This is a genomic window from Klebsiella sp. PK18, from assembly GCF_057784655.1.
Genome location: NZ_CM173493.1, coordinates 2,139,676 through 2,154,305, shown reverse-complemented (window position 1 = coordinate 2,154,305; position 14,630 = coordinate 2,139,676). Strand labels below are relative to the sequence as shown.

Here is a 14,630-nt window from a genome sequence, read left to right as displayed (position 1 = left end):
ACACCCCGCTCTGTGAACCTCTCGCCGCGTCACGCCTCGCGCACCTCGGTGTTTATCGCGCCGGCGGGCAGACAACCCAGGCCTTGCAGCGTCTGAAGCACCGCGCTGTCGAGTGGGGTATGCGGCTCCGCACCTAAAAAATCAACCAGTTTATCGTTGCGCAGGCGTACCGGCAGACGCCAGAGATAGTGCATCTCGACCATTTCCCGCAGGGTGGCGTTAAAGGGCGCCGCCAGCTTTACCAGCCACCAGGGAAAAGACTTCACTGCCGCTCGGCCGCCATAGCGGGCGACCACCCGCTGGATCGCCTGACTCATTTCGCTGCCGTCCGGGTCCCAGTGGCCCTGCATATGAAAACGAGCAAACGGCTCAAGCTCATGCCTGCGGGCCAACAGCGCGGCGGTGGTGTCGGCGACGTCGGGCAGATAAGCCCACTGATGCCCGACGCCGATCGCCCCCGGGCGGCTAATGACGCGGGGAAGCTGCCCGGGCTTGACCAGCCCCTGAGAAAACCAGTTATTTCCGGCGCGTGGACCAAAAAAATCGCCCGCCCGAACAATCAACGCCCGGCCACCGCGCTGCACGTAATCCTCCAGCGCCTGCTCCATCTCCACCCGAATAGCGCCTTTACGGGTCACCGGTTGCTGAGGGGCCGCTTCAGCAATCAGCGGAAAGGCATCCGGTCCATAGTTGTAGACCGTGCCGGGCAGAACAACTAACGCCCGCTGTTGTTCGGCGGCCTGCAGGGTGTTGTGCAGCATGGGCAGTACCTGTTGCCGCCAGTGCCGGTAGCCCGGCGGATTGACCGCATGGACGATAACGTCGCAACCGGCAGCCGCCGCCGCAACCTGCCCGGCATTCAGCGCGTCGCCGGCTATCCACTGCATGCCATCTGCGGGACCGCGAATCTGAGCGCCGCGCTTCAGCGCCCGAACCTGCCAGTTGTCCGCCACCAGCCGGCGCGCCACTTCCCCGCCAATCCCCCCGCTTGCTCCCAGAATAAGTACTTTGCCGCTGCTGTTCATCCTCTTTCCCCGTTCGCTAATGGATGCTTGACAGCCTACCTGCCGCTCATATCAAATGAAATTGCATGCCATCATCGAGCAGCTATACATTTTTGTATGAATACCTCTATTCCCTGGGAGTGGTACCGAACCTTTCTCGCCGTCCTGCAGGAAGGTTCCTTATCGGGCGCATCGCGCACCCTGAACATCACCCAGCCGACGGCGGGGCGCCATATTGCCGGGCTGGAGGCCGCGCTCGGCCAGGCCTTATTTACCCGCTCGCAGACCGGCCTGCTGGCGACCGACGCGGCGCTGGCGCTGCGGGTGCACGCCGAGGCGATGGACAATACCGCCCGGGCGCTGGAACGCACGGCGGCTAACTTTAGTCGCGACCGAACCGAACTGCGTGGCGTGGTGCGGGTGGCCGCCAGCGAGGTGGTCGGCGCCGAGGTGCTGCCGCCGCTGGTTGCCCGGCTCAGGCAGGCGTGCCCGAATATCGTCATCGAACTGATGCTCTCCAATCGGTTTCAGGATCTGCTTCACCGGGAGGCGGATATTGCGGTGCGGATGGTCGCCCCGCAGCAGGAGCAGCTTATCGCCCGCCGTCTCGGCAGGATCGAGCTTGGGTTACATGCCACCGCCGCCTACCTGACGCGCCAGGGCCTGCCCGCTACCCTCGACGATCTGGCCGGCCACGCGCTGATTGGTTTCGATAGCGCCACCCCACTTGTTCGCCGGGCCCTGCAGGCTTACCCCCGATTTCAGCGCGAAGCGTTCGCGATGCGGACCGATAGCGACCTCGCCCAGTTGAGCCTGATCCGCGCCGGGGCGGGGATCGGCATCTGCCAGGTGCCCCTTGCGGATGGCATTATTCCCCTGCAGCGAGTACTGGCGGCCGACTTTTCCCTGAATCTCGATACCTGGCTGGTAATGCATGAGGATCTGCGCCACAGCCCAGCCTGTAAGCGGGTATTTGATTTTCTCGCCCAGGGGTTGCAGGCGTATATTCGTGGCCCACTGGCGAGCTGATCCGCCCCATCGCGCGGGCATTTCATTGCCTGCCGAAATAGTCACTCATTGACACTGTAAATATGGCATTGTATAAAACCCCGCCCCAATAATGAGTTTCATTTGCATTACTCCCATTTGCTGGTCATCCACTCGCCTGTTTACAAGGATAGCGTTTAATGAAGAAGGTCCTCTGCGCGTTAGGCTTGATGTTCACCGCCGTCAGTTCCGCGCTGGCAACAACCTACCCCCTGACGATTGAAAACTGTGGCTATCAGGAGACCTTCACCCGGCCGCCGGAGCGCGTGGTCGCGCTGGGGCAAAATACGGTCGAAATTCTGCTGCTGCTCGGGCTGCAAAAGCAGGTGGTCGCCAGCGCCTTCTGGCCGACCAGCGTTTTACCGCAGCTGGCTGAGCAAAACGCGAAGATTAAAACCCTGACGGTGGAAATTCCGAGCCTGGAATCCGTGCTGGCGCAAAATCCCGATTTCGTTCCCGCCCAGTTGCCGCTGCTGCTGGGGCCGGAAAGCAAAGTCGCCAGGCGTGAAGATCTCGCTACCGTCGGCGTAAACAGCTACGTCTCACCGGGGATGTGCGCCACCAAAAAGGCCACCGGCGATATGTACGGCAGCCGGCAAAAGCTGTGGGATATGACCTGGCTGTATCAGGAAATTAGCGATTTTGCCCGCATTTTCAACGTCGAAGATCGTGGTCAGGCGCTGATTGCCGATTTCAAAAAACGTGAAGCCGACCTGCGCCAGGAGTTTGGTAAAAGCAAAAAGGATCTCTCCTTCGTCTTCTGGTTCTCCAGCGCCTCACCTTCGGCCGATGCCTATGTTGGCGGCAAAAACAGCGCCTCCGGATTTATCGCCAGTGTGCTGGGCGGACATAATGCGATTACCTCCGAAACCGAGTGGCCCACGGTGAGCTGGGAGAGCATTATTGCCGCCAACCCGGATGTGATCGTGGTCTCCAGCCTGGATCGTAACCGCTGGGCGCTGGATAAGGCCGAGGAGAAGATCAAATTCCTCAAAAGCGATCCCGCCGTCAGCCAGCTGGAGGCCGTGAAAAAAGGCCATATCGTGGTCATGGACGGTCAGGCGATGAACCCGACCATCCGCACGCTTTATGGCGCGGAACAGGTGGGCGAGCAGCTGAGAAAAATGGGGCTGAACTGATGAGCGTCGCCGTGCTTCAGACGCGCCGCAGCATGCTGCTCACCGGCTGGTGTTTACTGGCCGTGATCGTGCTGGCGCTGGTGATAGCGGTGGGCGTCAGCGTCGGCGAGCTGGCCATCCCGCTGCAGAATGTCTTTTACGCTATCAGCAACAGAACCGGCTTAACCGCTGAGCCTCTCAACCGTATCTATGAGAGCGTGATCTGGGATTTCCGCCTCAGCCGCGCGCTGGTCGCCGCCTGCTGCGGCGCAGGCCTCGCTATCTGCGGCGTCGTGCTGCAAAGCCTGCTGAAAAATGCCCTCGCGGAACCCTACGTCCTCGGCGTCTCCGCCGGGGCCTCCACCGGCGCGGTGTCGATCGTGGTGCTGGGCCTTGGCGCTGGCGCGATTTCCCTCTCGGCAGGCGCCTTTGCCGGGGCCTTCGCCGCCTTCGCCTTTGTCGCCTTGCTGACTAATGGCGCGCGCGGCGGCAATGAGCGTACGATTCTGGCGGGCGTTGCCGCGTCACAGTTATTTAACGCCATCACGGCTTACACCATCAGCACCTCCGCCAGCGCGCAGCAGGCGCGCGATGTGATGTTCTGGCTGCTGGGCAGCTTCAGCGGCGTCCGCTGGCCCGAATTCCAGCTGGTCATCGTGGTGGTGCTCGCGGGCCTGGCGGTCTGCCTGTGGTATGCCCGGGCGCTGGATGCATTCACCTTCGGCGATGATGCCGCCGCCTCGCTGGGGATTGCCGTGCCACAGGTACGCCTGATCCTCTTCACCACCGCGGCGCTGATCACCGCCACCATCGTCAGTATGGCCGGCTCGATCGGCTTTGTCGGCCTGGTGGTGCCGCACGTGATGCGCTTCTTCTTTGGCCCGCTACACCGGACGTTGCTGATCGCCAGCGCGCTGGCAGGGGCGATCCTGATGGTGCTGGCGGACATTGCGTCGCGCCTGCTGATTGCCCCGCAGAGTCTGCCCGTTGGGGTGGTAACCGCCCTGGTTGGGGTGCCTTTCTTTGCCGTGATTATCTACCGCTCAAGGAATAAGTGATGAGTATTTGCGCTGAAAATATCACCTGGAAGGCAGGCAAAAAGGTCATCGTCAATAATGTCTCGCTGCGGGTGTCGCGCGGCGAAACGGTCGGACTGCTGGGACCCAACGGCTGCGGCAAATCCTCGCTGCTGCGCGTTCTGGCGGGCCTGCGCCGCCCGGATGCGGGTCGCGTCACCCTCGACGGCCAGGACATCACCCGGATGGCGAAAAAGCAGCTCGCCCGCCGCGTGGCTTTCGTCGAGCAACACGGCATGACCGAGGCCAATATGCGGGTGCGCGACGTCGTGCGCCTGGGGCGCATTCCCCACCACTCCCCGTTTTCAAACTGGAGCGCTCAGGATGATGAGGCGATCACCGCCGCGCTGCAGCGGGTAGCGATGCTGGAGAAAAGCGATCAGGGATGGTTAAGCCTCTCCGGCGGCGAGCGGCAGCGGGTGCATATCGCCCGCGCGCTGGCGCAGAGCCCGAGCGAAATCCTGCTGGATGAGCCTACCAACCATCTGGATATACACCATCAGATGCAGTTAATGCAGTTGATCAGCGAGCTGCCGGTGACCAGCATTGTGGCCATTCACGATCTTAACCATGCCGCGATGTTCTGCGATTCGCTGATCGTGATGCAGCAGGGGCAGATCCTCGCCAGCGGGACGCCGGAGGAGATTTTGTCCGAAGCGCTGCTGTGGGACGTTTTCCGGGTGAAAACCAAAATCGAGATCTCCCCTTACCACGGTAAAAAACACATTCATTTCATCGTTTAGGTTGGGCGGATATGCCTCTCTTCTCCCTGCGCCCTGCGGCAACCCTCTGGCCTCCCGTGTTACTGGGAAGTCAGTTCGTTTTTAATATTGGCTTTTACGCGGTCGTTCCTTTCCTCGCCCTCTTCCTGCGCGACGACATGCTGCTCTCGGGGGGACTTATCGGCCTGATCCTCGGGCTGCGCACCTTCTCTCAGCAGGGCATGTTTATCATCGGCGGGACGCTGGCCGACCGCTATGGCGCTAAGGCCATCATCCTCGCCGGCTGCGTCGTTCGCGTCGCCGGTTATCTGCTGCTGGCGTGCGCTACGTCGCTGTGGCCCATTATCCTCGGCGCCTGCCTGACCGGCGTCGGCGGCGCTCTGTTTTCCCCGTCGATCGAGGCCCTGCTGGCGCGGACCGGTACCCACAGCCAGGCCAACGGGAAACGCAGCCGCGCCGAGTGGTTTGCGCTGTTTGCGGTGTGCGGTGAGCTGGGGGCGGTTATCGGCCCGGTGGCCGGAGGGCTGCTGAGCGGGATCGGCTTTCGGCATATCGCCCTCGCCGGCGCGGGAATCTTTCTCCTGGCGCTGCTGGTGCTCTTTTTCTGTCTGCCCGCCGACGGGCACACGACAACAACGCGCAGACGAGTCCCATGGTGGATGCCTTTGCGCCAGCCGCGCTTTGTCGCGTTTATTCTCGCCTACAGCTCCTGGCTGTTGAGCTACAACCAGCTGTACCTCGCCCTGCCGGTGGAGATCCAACGTTCCGGCGGTCGTGAGCAGGATCTGGCGCCGCTCTTTATGCTGGCTTCGCTGTTGATTATCACCCTGCAGCTCCCTCTCGCCCGCTTCGCCCGACGAATTGGCGCCGTGCGCATCCTGCCGGTGGGCTTTCTGCTGCTGTCGGCTTCTTTTGTCAGCGTGGCGTTATTTGCCGCCACCCCGCCCGCCGAAGGCTGGCTGCGATTATTGCCGTCGGCCTGCTTTGTCACGCTGCTCACCCTCGGCCAGATGCTGCTGGTGCCCTCAGCCAAGGATCTGATCCCCCTGTTCGCTGAGGAGTCGACGCTGGGCGCCCACTACGGGGCGCTCGCCACCGCGGGGGGTTGCGCGGTGTTAGCCGGAAATTTACTGCTCGGTCATTTGCTTGACCAGGCGCTCACCCCCTCGCCGCAGGCGGTTTATCCCTGGCTTCTGCTGGCGCTGTTTCCGCTGTGCAGTGCCGTCGCCTTGCGGGCGATCTGCCGCCCGCTGGCGGCAACATGACGCTGAGCGGGCAACAGCCCGCTCAGGAGGTGAACCGGCGATGAGTGACACCGCCAGGGGAAGATAACGGGAATGCGCCCCGCCTTACTTTGCCGCCAGCTCGCGGCGAACGATCTCGGCGCCGGCGCTCAGGGCATGCAGTTTGCCGGTCGCGACATGGCGCGGCAGCGGCGCCATACCGCAGTTGGTGGACGGGTAGAGTTTGTCGGCATCGACGAACGCCAGCGCCTTGCGCAGGGTTTCAGCCACTTCTTCCGGGGTTTCGATAGCATGACTGGCGACATCGATCGCCCCGACCATCACCTTTTTACCGCGGATCAGTTCCAGCAGATCCATCGGCACCCGCGAGTTGTGGCACTCGAGAGAGATAATATCGAGGGAGGATTTCTGCAGCTGCGGGAAGGCCTCCTCATACTGTCGCCACTCAGAACCCAGCGTTTTTTTCCAGTCGGTATTCGCCTTGATGCCGTAGCCGTAGCAGATATGCACCGCCGTTTCACACTTCAGCCCTTCGGTCGCTCTTTCTAAGGCGGCGATCCCCCAGTCGTTGACTTCATCAAAGAAGACGTTGAAGGCCGGCTCATCGAACTGAATAATATCGACCCCGGCGGCCTCTAACTCTTTCGCTTCCTGATTAAGGATTTTGGCGAACTCCCAGGCCAGCTTTTCCCGGCTTTTATAGTGGTTGTCATACAGCGTGTCGATCATGGTCATTGGGCCTGGCAGCGCCCATTTGATCGGCTGACTGGTGAGCTGACGCAGATAACGCGCGTCCTCCACGAAGACCGGTTTCTGGCGCTCCACGGCGCCCACCACGGTTGGAACACTGGCCTCATAGCGGTTACGAATTTTCACGATCTCGCGTTTGGCAAAATCAACGCCGCTGAGGTGCTCAATAAAGGTGGTGACAAAGTGCTGCCGCGTTTGCTCGCCGTCGCTGACAATATCGATCCCGGCACGCAGCTGGTCGTCGAGGGACAAACGCAGGGCATCGCGCTTGCCGGCCAGTAATTCCTCGCTGGACAGTTTCCAGGGCGACCACAGGGTCTCTGGCTGCGCCAGCCAGGACGGTTTCGGTAAACTGCCGGCGGTCGATGTCGGAAGCCATGTTTTCATAATAAGTAGCCTTTTATTTTGGTTTAGCAAAGCGCGAAGTTAGCAGACCATTGCTCAAGCAACGTCTTGTGCGGGTTGATAAAATGTTGTTGTGTAAATTTACCCTGCTCTATCGCCAACAGGCTGCGCTCTTCCCGGTCATAAACAATTTTTGTTAATGAATGATCCAGGTGGTTGAGATTGGGTTGATAGTATTGCCCCGCCGCGGAATTGGCATTGTAGATCTCCGGGCGGTATATTTTCTGGAACGTCTCCATCGTGCTGATGGTCGCGATCAGCTCCAGGCTGGTGTAATCGCTGAGCAGATCGCCGGTAAAATAAAAGGCTAACGGCGCGACACTGTGCTTCGGCATAAAATAGCGCACCTGCAGGCCCATTTTGCTGAAATAGCGCTCCGTCAGCGACACGCCATCCTGAGCATATTCAATGCCGAGGACCGGATGTTCATTACCGGTACGCCGGTAAACATCTTTGCTGGAGACGCTCAGGCAAATCACCGGCGCCTTGCTGAAGCTGGCCTTATAGGCGCTGGATTGCACGAAATCCTTAAAGATATTGCCATGCAGCTCGCCAAAGTTATCGGGCACGCTAAAGCTACCCCGGTTTTTATTATGTTCCAGCAGCAGCACGCTAAAATCATAATCCCGCACATAGGAGGAGAAGTTATTACCGGCGATACCGGCATGGCGCTCTCCGCTCTTTTTATCGACAATATGCGTTTGCAGGATCTCTATCACCGGGAAGCTGGCGCCATCCTGAGCAATATTCATCTCGACAGAAATAATATCCAGTTCCACCGCATAGCGATCGTTATGAGGATTATCCCAGTGCGCCAGGGTATTAAACCGGTTATTCATCATGATTAACGTATTGCGCAGATTTTCCTGACGGTTCTCCCCTCTGGCTAAATTGGCAAAGTTGGTGGTAATACGCGTATTTTCCGCGGGGTTATAGTTTTCATCAAAACGACTGCGCTTAATCGTATAGGTAAATTCGTTAGTCATGGCGATTGTCCATTCTGGTGTTGGGTATGAAGCTGAATGAGCAGATTGCCATTCCACAAGCAACGCGGGGTCAGGCCTGGCGCGCTTCAACCGATAAATGTTGTTGATTCGTTAATGAGTCTATTTTTGCCAGAGTCGGCGGTGGAGGGAAAGCGACTTAAATTCATTGCAACATGAGCCATCCTCATGTTGCTCCGCTGAGCGCTGGTTGCAAGGTGTGGAACCGGTCGTGGTCATGGCGCTATGGTCAGGCGCGGGCAACTCAGGCAACGTCTGGCGAATAATCATTTGTCCAGTGAATATATGCCAGGGTACAATCTTTAACCACTATAATACGTGCTTTGACGTCGCCGCCGTGCCGTACCCGTTTGCTGGAGCTTTTGTCGTAAAGAATGATTGTTGATATCAGTATTATGTCGATGTGCATGGCCGTGCTGCTGATTATGAGCGTACTGCTGAACTAAAATGCTTCCCCAATGACACAAGCTCTCATCTGACCTTCACATTCGCGAAGAAAAAAGGAGATTCAGAGGATTCGCGTCGCATGGGATTGTCCCGCCTGCCGCCGCCCTCTACTCTTTTGATACTTGCTAATCGAGGAATACCAGATGAAAAAAGCTTTGACTGCCCTGTTCGCCATCGCCGCGGTTGCCGCCGCCAGCGCCTTTGCGGCCGATAAAACCGACGTCCCGGCGCCCGCCGTTGATAACGGGGCCCGCCCCCCGCTGGAGATGGGCCGTGGCCCCCTGCCGCCGTTCCCGCCGCAGCTTCCGCCGCACAGACCGGTGCTGTTTTCGGCCACGGTAGCGACCGATACGCCGGCAGAAACCATTAACAAACTGACCGCGCTGATCCCGGCCAGCCCGGCGAAGCACTACGAAGTTCACGTTGAGGTGGTGCCCGTTACCGGCGATGCCGACGGGCAGTAGCCCTTGCGCGGGTCGCCTGACCTGGGCACTGCAATAAAAAAGCTGCCGCTTATCGCGGCAGCTTTGTTAACGAGAATGAAACAGAATGGCTGAGAATTAACTGCGCACTTTCCGGTAGATAAACAGCACGACCAGCGCGCCGATTACCGCAACCACAAAGCTGCCGAAATTAAACCCGTCGACCTTGCCAAAACCAAACAGGGTACTGATCCAGCCGCCGACCACGGCGCCGATGATCCCCAGAATAACGGTGACAATAAACCCGCCGCCGTCTTTCCCCGGCATAATCCACTTGGCTAAAATACCGGCAATAAGTCCAAAAATGATCCAGGAAAGAATACCCATGGTTAACCGTCCTCTTGTTACCTTTAAGCATTTAGTATTGAAAAGAGTAGCATATATAACGCGAGTGGATCGGCAATAATATATTTATTAGATAATTCCTTGCCGCTGCAGGGTGGTCCGTGCGACAAAATCTCTGGTCCTGACAAACCCGTTACCGTTTATTACCCTGAAAAAAGGGAGGCTATTCGCCTCCCGGTCACGGCTTATATTACTGCGGTGGTTAGCCGCGATGAACAGCATAATCGCGACTGTTCATCGAAGATTTCGATTTGCCAGACCTGATGACGAGTGCCGACGTGCAGCGCTTTACAGACCCCCCGCACCCGGCCTCCGCGCGCCGAACGAATGTGGTTGGCGTTAACCTCCAGCCCCACCACCTTCTGTTCGCCTTCGCTGCACAGATAACCCGCTACCGACCCCAGGGTCTCCGCCAGCACCACCGAGGCCCCGCCGTGCAGCAGGCCAAACGGCTGCTGCGTACGGCTATCCACCGGCATCGTGGCCTCCAGCGTATCGTCGGTAAAGGTCTCAAAGCGAATATCGAGCAGCCCTACCATGTTTCCGTCACCGAGCCGGTTGAGCTGCTCCAGCGTGGCCTGACGTTTCCAAATCATCCTATTATCTCCAGTAACGCCTGCAGCGGATGGCGAACGCCGCTGCCTTCAATGCGCTTCACCTGACTGCGGCAGGAGTAGCCCGTCACCAGACAGCGGTTACGCGGCAGCCGCTGCATCGCCTGCTGCCAGGAGAGCGCGTAAATGGCCAGCGAGTTGGCATGGTTTTTCACTTCATGGCCATAGGTCCCTGCCATCCCGCAACACCCAACGCTGACGTTTTCCAGTTTCGCGCCAAAGTGGGCAAAAATCTCTGCCCACTGTTTTGTCGCCGCCGGTAGCGCGGTCACTTCCGTACAGTGACCGAACAGGTACCAGGGCTCGCCTCCCTGTTCGGGACGGGCGGCGGTCGTCAACGCCTTCGGCAACCACTCATGGACTAACAGCACCTGGAAATCGCCGCGCTTATCGCCAAGGGTTTGCTTATACTCATCGCGGTAGCAGAGCACCAGCGCCGGGTCGACGCCGACCAGCGGCATGCCAAGCTGCGCCACGCGATTGAGGAAGTCAGCCGTCTTCTGCGCGGTGCGAGCAAAGCGGGTGAGGAACCCTTTGATATGCTGCGCTTTGCCGTTCGGCGAGAATGGCAGCAGCACCGGCTGATAGCCTAGCGCTTCGACGAGGCGAATAAAGTCAGCCACCACCTGGGCGTCGTAGTAGCTGGTGAACGGATCCTGCACCACCAGCACCATCTTCGCTTTCTGCTCAGCGCTCAGCGCTTCGAGCTGCTCAAGGGTCATGTTGGCGGAGCGGTGGCCGGCCATCTGCTGCTTCAGCGACGGCGCCGAGAGCAGCGGCAGATCGACCATCCCAATGTGCTTCTCCGACAGCTTTTTCAGCCACGGCTGGTTAATAAAAAAGTTAAAGGTCTTCGGCGCCTGCGCCATCAGCGGCGCATAGGATTCGACCGAGGCCACCAGATGGTCGCGTACCGGGCGCAGATAGCGGCTGTGGTACAGCTGCAGGAAGCGCGAACGGAACTCGGGCACATCGATTTTGATCGGGCACTGGGTCGAACAGGCTTTGCAGGCCAGACAGCCGGACATCGCCTCTTTGACCTCGTGCGAGAAGTCATATTCCCCTTTACGCGCATGCCAGCTGTTCCGCGTGCGCGCCACCAGCGAACGCAGGCTGACGCCCTGCTCCGGCAGCGCCTTCTCCAGCTGGTTGGGATCGACGCCGCGGTCGGCCAGCAGGCGCAGCCATTCACGCACCAGCGTCGCGCGCCCTTTCGGCGAGTGGATGCGCTGGTTGCTGACTTTCATCGACGGACACATCGGACTCTTGACGTCAAAGTTGAAGCACAACCCGTTGCCATTACACTCCATCGCCCCGCGCCAGCTGCTGCGCACCGCGATGGGGATCTGCCGATCCCAGGTGCCGCGCTTCACCGCATCGACTTTCATCATCGGGGCGTCGACGCCTTCCGGAGGACAGATTTTCCCTGGGTTCAGGCGGTTATCGGGATCGAAGACTGCTTTGATCTTCCTAAGTTCGCCGTACAGCGCCTCGCCAAAGAAGGCCGGGCTGTACTCCGCGCGGAAGCCTTTGCCGTGTTCGCCCCACAGCAGGCCGCCATACTTCGCCGTCAGCGCCACCACGTCATCGGAGATCTGCTTCATCAGCACCTCCTGCTGCGGATCGCACATATCCAGCGCCGGGCGCACGTGCAGCACCCCGGCATCAACGTGGCCAAACATGCCGTAGCTCAGGCCGTGGCTGTCGAGCAGCGCGCGGAACTCGACGATGTAATCCGCCAGATGCTCAGGCGGTACGCAAGTGTCTTCAGCGAAAGGAATAGGCTTGGCGGCGCCTTTGGCATTGCCCAACAGGCCGACGGCCTTCTTGCGCATGGCGTAGATCCGCTCTACGCCATCGAGATCGTGACAGACCTGCCAGCCGATGACGCCCGCCTCGCTGCCGGCCATCAGCTCATCCAGCCGCTGGCACAGGGTAGTGACCTGCTGGTCAATCAGCGTAGCGTCATCCCCGGCGAATTCGACGATATTGAGCCCGAGCATCTCTTTATCCGGCACGTCGGTGATCAGTTCGCTTACCGAGTGCCAGACGATATCCTCGCGCGCCAGATTCAGTACCTTGGAGTCGACAGTCTCCACCGACAGCGCTTTCGCCTGCACCATAAATGGCGCATTACGCAACGCGGAGTCAAAGGAGTCATATTTAACGTTGACCAGACGGCGCACCTTCGGCAGGCGGGTGATATCCAGCCGCGCTTCGGTAATAAACGCCAGCGTGCCTTCCGAACCGGTTAAAATACGGGTCAGATCGAACTCGCTCATCTCATCGTTAAAGACATGGCGCAGATCGTACCCGGTGAGGAAGCGGTTAAGTTTAGGAAACTTATCAATGATCAGTTCACGCTGCGTCTTGCAGCGCTGGTAGACCGTGTTATAGATCCGGCCAATCGTCGATGGGGTGTTGCCCAGCGTCTCCGCCAGCGCTACTGGCACCGCCTGGGTGTCGAGGATATCGCCGCCCATCAGCACAGCTCGCAGACCGAGCACGTGATCCGACGTTTTACCGTACACCAGCGATCCCTGTCCGGACGCGTCGGTGTTTATCATCCCGCCCAGCGTGGCGCGGTTGCTGGTGGAAAGCTCAGGTGCAAAGAAGTAACCATAGGGTTTAAGAAACTGGTTCAGCTGATCTTTGATGACCCCGGCTTCAACGCGCACCCAGCCCTCTTCGGGGTTAATCTCGATGATGCGATTCATATAGCGGGACATATCGACAATAATCCCGCCGTTCAGCGCCTGGCCGTTGGTGCCGGTGCCGCCGCCGCGCGGCGTGAAGACCAGCGATGTAAAGCGCGGTTCGGCGGCGACACGCGCCAGCAAGGCCACGTCCGCCGTAGAACGCGGGAAAAGGACCGCATCCGGCAGCAGCTGATAGACGCTGTTGTCGGTGGCCATCGTCAGCCTGTCGGCATAGCTGGTGGCGGTATCGCCGGTAAAACCCTGTTGCTCCAGTACCTGCAAAAAATTCAGCACCAGCTGAACTACCCCTGGTGCCTGAGAAATTTGTGGGATCATCACACTTGACCCTGCCTGACTATGTTGTGTTTGAAAATATTGTGTTGGTGCTAACTAAACGTTTGCGTAGCGCATTCAACTTTTTATCACATTTTTTTCATATGCGCCCACGTGTTTTCTGTGCAAAATCAGCCCGGCAATATTATTGATATTATTATCAGTACATGGATTTACGCGGCGCCAGCTTTTTGGCGCGACTGGAAAGGTAAAATTTCTCTATGATAAACCCCCATCAGCCTCGGGACATTCCGCAAATACTGCTGTCGGTGCTGTTCCTGGCCCTGATTATCATATCCTGCCTGTGGGTTGTGCAGCCGTTTATTCTGTCCTTCGCCTGGGCCGGTACGGTGGTGATCGCCACCTGGCCGGTGCTACTGCGTCTGCAGCGCGTGCTGTTCGGCAAACGGATGCTGGCGGTGCTGGCGATGACCCTGCTGCTGTTTTTGCTATTCGTTATTCCTATCGCTCTGCTGGTCAACAGCCTGGTGGATAACAGCGTCCCGCTGATCAAACTTATCAGCAGTGGAAATGTGACGCTGCCGGATTTCGCCTGGCTGAACAGCGTGCCGCTGGTCGGCGATAAGCTGTACTCCGCCTGGCATGGTCTGCTGGATATGGGCGGCTCGGCGATTATGGCCAAGGTTCGCCCCTATATTGGCACTACCACCAGCTGGTTTGTCGGGCAAGCGGCGCACATCGGCAAGCTGCTGGTCTACTGCGGTCTGATGCTGTTGTTCAGCGCGCTGCTCTACTGGCGCGGCGAGCAGGTGGCCTATGGTTTCCGCTACTTCGCTACACGCCTCGCAGCCAAACGCGGCGATGCGGCGGTGCTGCTGGCCGGCCAGGCCGTGCGCGCCGTGGCGCTGGGCGTGGTGGTGACGGCCCTTACTCAGGCGGTGCTGGGCGGGATCGGCCTTGCCATCTCCGGCGTGCCCTACGCCGCTCTGCTGACCGTGGTGATGATCTTTACCTGTCTGGTCCAGCTCGGCCCTTTGCTGGTTCTGGTGCCGTCGATTATCTGGCTTTACTGGAGCGGGGACACCACCTGGGGCACCGTGCTGCTGGTGTGGAGCTGCGTGGTTGGCACCATGGACAACGTCATTCGTCCGGTGCTTATCCGTATGGGCGCCGACCTGCCGATGATCCTCATTCTTACCGGCGTCATTGGCGGACTGATCGCCTTCGGCATGATCGGTCTGTTTATCGGTCCAGTGCTGCTGGCCGTCTCCTGGCGTCTGTATGACGCCTGGGTACACGAAGTGCCGCCGCCGCCGAAAGACCCCGATGTCGTCCTCGAAGAGCTTAGCGAGCTGGAGGCTGGGCGCAAGTAATGCCCT

The 14,630-nt window shown here is 59.3% G+C and carries 13 protein-coding genes; 7 read left to right on the top strand and 6 right to left on the bottom strand.

The features are described from left to right. Nucleotides 1-29: 29 nt before the first annotated feature. Nucleotides 30-1,025, bottom strand: coding sequence for an NAD-dependent epimerase/dehydratase family protein (locus AC3EMD_RS10455; RefSeq protein WP_244345900.1), 996 nt, complete (start codon nt 1,023-1,025; stop codon nt 30-32). A 96-nt stretch (nt 1,026-1,121) separates the two neighbouring features. On the opposite strand from AC3EMD_RS10455, the gene AC3EMD_RS10450 reads away from it, so the two are divergent. From AC3EMD_RS10450 to eitD, 5 genes are all read left to right on the top strand, one after another. Continuing rightward, the gene (locus AC3EMD_RS10450) at nt 1,122-2,033 is read left to right on the top strand and encodes a LysR family transcriptional regulator (protein ID WP_109910109.1); all 912 of its coding nucleotides are present in this window, start codon (nt 1,122-1,124) and stop codon (nt 2,031-2,033) included. A gap of 158 nt (nt 2,034-2,191) precedes the next feature. Then, nucleotides 2,192-3,190: a siderophore ABC transporter substrate-binding protein EitA gene (gene eitA / locus AC3EMD_RS10445; RefSeq protein ID WP_012541384.1), complete on the top strand. Its 999-nt coding sequence runs from the start codon at nt 2,192-2,194 to the stop codon at nt 3,188-3,190. Continuing rightward, nucleotides 3,190-4,227: a FecCD family ABC transporter permease gene (locus AC3EMD_RS10440; protein WP_012541383.1), complete on the top strand. Its 1,038-nt coding sequence runs from the start codon at nt 3,190-3,192 to the stop codon at nt 4,225-4,227. Before eitA ends, AC3EMD_RS10440 begins: the two co-directional genes overlap by 1 nt. Beyond that, nucleotides 4,227-4,988: a siderophore ABC transporter ATP-binding protein EitC gene (gene eitC, locus AC3EMD_RS10435; RefSeq protein ID WP_049010329.1), complete on the top strand. Its 762-nt coding sequence runs from the start codon at nt 4,227-4,229 to the stop codon at nt 4,986-4,988. The genes AC3EMD_RS10440 and eitC overlap by 1 nt, the downstream gene beginning before the upstream one ends. Nucleotides 4,989-4,999: 11 nt before the next feature. After that, complete coding sequence (gene eitD, locus AC3EMD_RS10430; RefSeq protein ID WP_016161303.1) at nt 5,000-6,232, top strand: MFS transporter EitD; 1,233 nt, start codon at nt 5,000-5,002, stop codon at nt 6,230-6,232. Between the two features lie 84 nt (nt 6,233-6,316). Here eitD and AC3EMD_RS10425 read toward each other — a convergent pair whose 3' ends face one another. After that, the gene (locus AC3EMD_RS10425) at nt 6,317-7,348 is read right to left on the bottom strand and encodes a methionine synthase (RefSeq protein WP_008804453.1); all 1,032 of its coding nucleotides are present in this window, start codon (nt 7,346-7,348) and stop codon (nt 6,317-6,319) included. 23 nt (nt 7,349-7,371) lie between these two features. Beyond that, nucleotides 7,372-8,352, bottom strand: a complete 981-nt coding sequence (locus AC3EMD_RS10420) for a DUF1852 domain-containing protein (protein ID WP_032730651.1) — start codon at nt 8,350-8,352, stop codon at nt 7,372-7,374. Nucleotides 8,353-8,960: 608 nt separating this feature from the next. Here AC3EMD_RS10420 and AC3EMD_RS10415 point away from each other — a divergent pair. After that, complete coding sequence (locus AC3EMD_RS10415) at nt 8,961-9,281, top strand: hypothetical protein (protein ID WP_012967847.1); 321 nt, start codon at nt 8,961-8,963, stop codon at nt 9,279-9,281. Nucleotides 9,282-9,377: 96 nt separating this feature from the next. On the opposite strand, the gene AC3EMD_RS10410 is transcribed toward AC3EMD_RS10415, so the two are convergent. The 3 genes from AC3EMD_RS10410 to ydiJ all read right to left on the bottom strand — a co-directional run bounded on the left by AC3EMD_RS10410 (nt 9,378) and on the right by ydiJ (nt 13,293). After that, nucleotides 9,378-9,626, bottom strand: coding sequence for a GlsB/YeaQ/YmgE family stress response membrane protein (locus AC3EMD_RS10410; RefSeq protein ID WP_002909014.1), 249 nt, complete (start codon nt 9,624-9,626; stop codon nt 9,378-9,380). A 203-nt stretch (nt 9,627-9,829) separates the two neighbouring features. Beyond that, nucleotides 9,830-10,240 (bottom strand): 1,4-dihydroxy-2-naphthoyl-CoA hydrolase, encoded by a 411-nt coding sequence (gene menI / locus AC3EMD_RS10405; protein WP_302074064.1) that lies wholly within the window; start codon nt 10,238-10,240, stop codon nt 9,830-9,832. Then, nucleotides 10,237-13,293, bottom strand: coding sequence for a D-2-hydroxyglutarate dehydrogenase YdiJ (ydiJ, locus tag AC3EMD_RS10400; RefSeq protein ID WP_012541378.1), 3,057 nt, complete (start codon nt 13,291-13,293; stop codon nt 10,237-10,239). Before ydiJ ends, menI begins: the two co-directional genes overlap by 4 nt. A 218-nt stretch (nt 13,294-13,511) precedes the next feature. Between ydiJ and ydiK the strand changes: the two genes are divergently transcribed. Next, nucleotides 13,512-14,624 carry an AI-2E family transporter YdiK gene (gene ydiK / locus AC3EMD_RS10395; protein WP_004203114.1) on the top strand — a complete coding sequence of 371 codons (1,113 nt, stop codon included), beginning with the start codon at nt 13,512-13,514 and terminating at the stop codon, nt 14,622-14,624. Nucleotides 14,625-14,630 lie beyond the last annotated feature (6 nt).

Coding starts and splice junctions, on each gene's coding strand:
- AC3EMD_RS10410 (WP_002909014.1), bottom strand. CDS start 9,626: ATGGGTATTCTTTCCTGGATCATTTTTGGACTTATTGCCGGTATTTTA.
- ydiJ (WP_012541378.1), bottom strand. CDS start 13,293: ATGATCCCACAAATTTCTCAGGCACCAGGGGTAGTTCAGCTGGTGCTG.
- AC3EMD_RS10415 (WP_012967847.1), top strand. CDS start 8,961: ATGAAAAAAGCTTTGACTGCCCTGTTCGCCATCGCCGCGGTTGCCGCC.
- AC3EMD_RS10450 (WP_109910109.1), top strand. CDS start 1,122: ATGAATACCTCTATTCCCTGGGAGTGGTACCGAACCTTTCTCGCCGTC.
- AC3EMD_RS10420 (WP_032730651.1), bottom strand. CDS start 8,352: ATGACTAACGAATTTACCTATACGATTAAGCGCAGTCGTTTTGATGAA.
- AC3EMD_RS10425 (WP_008804453.1), bottom strand. CDS start 7,348: ATGAAAACATGGCTTCCGACATCGACCGCCGGCAGTTTACCGAAACCG.
- menI (WP_302074064.1), bottom strand. CDS start 10,240: ATGATTTGGAAACGTCAGGCCACGCTGGAGCAGCTCAACCGGCTCGGT.
- AC3EMD_RS10440 (WP_012541383.1), top strand. CDS start 3,190: ATGAGCGTCGCCGTGCTTCAGACGCGCCGCAGCATGCTGCTCACCGGC.
- eitD (WP_016161303.1), top strand. CDS start 5,000: ATGCCTCTCTTCTCCCTGCGCCCTGCGGCAACCCTCTGGCCTCCCGTG.
- AC3EMD_RS10455 (WP_244345900.1), bottom strand. CDS start 1,025: ATGAACAGCAGCGGCAAAGTACTTATTCTGGGAGCAAGCGGGGGGATT.
- eitC (WP_049010329.1), top strand. CDS start 4,227: ATGAGTATTTGCGCTGAAAATATCACCTGGAAGGCAGGCAAAAAGGTC.
- ydiK (WP_004203114.1), top strand. CDS start 13,512: ATGATAAACCCCCATCAGCCTCGGGACATTCCGCAAATACTGCTGTCG.
- eitA (WP_012541384.1), top strand. CDS start 2,192: ATGAAGAAGGTCCTCTGCGCGTTAGGCTTGATGTTCACCGCCGTCAGT.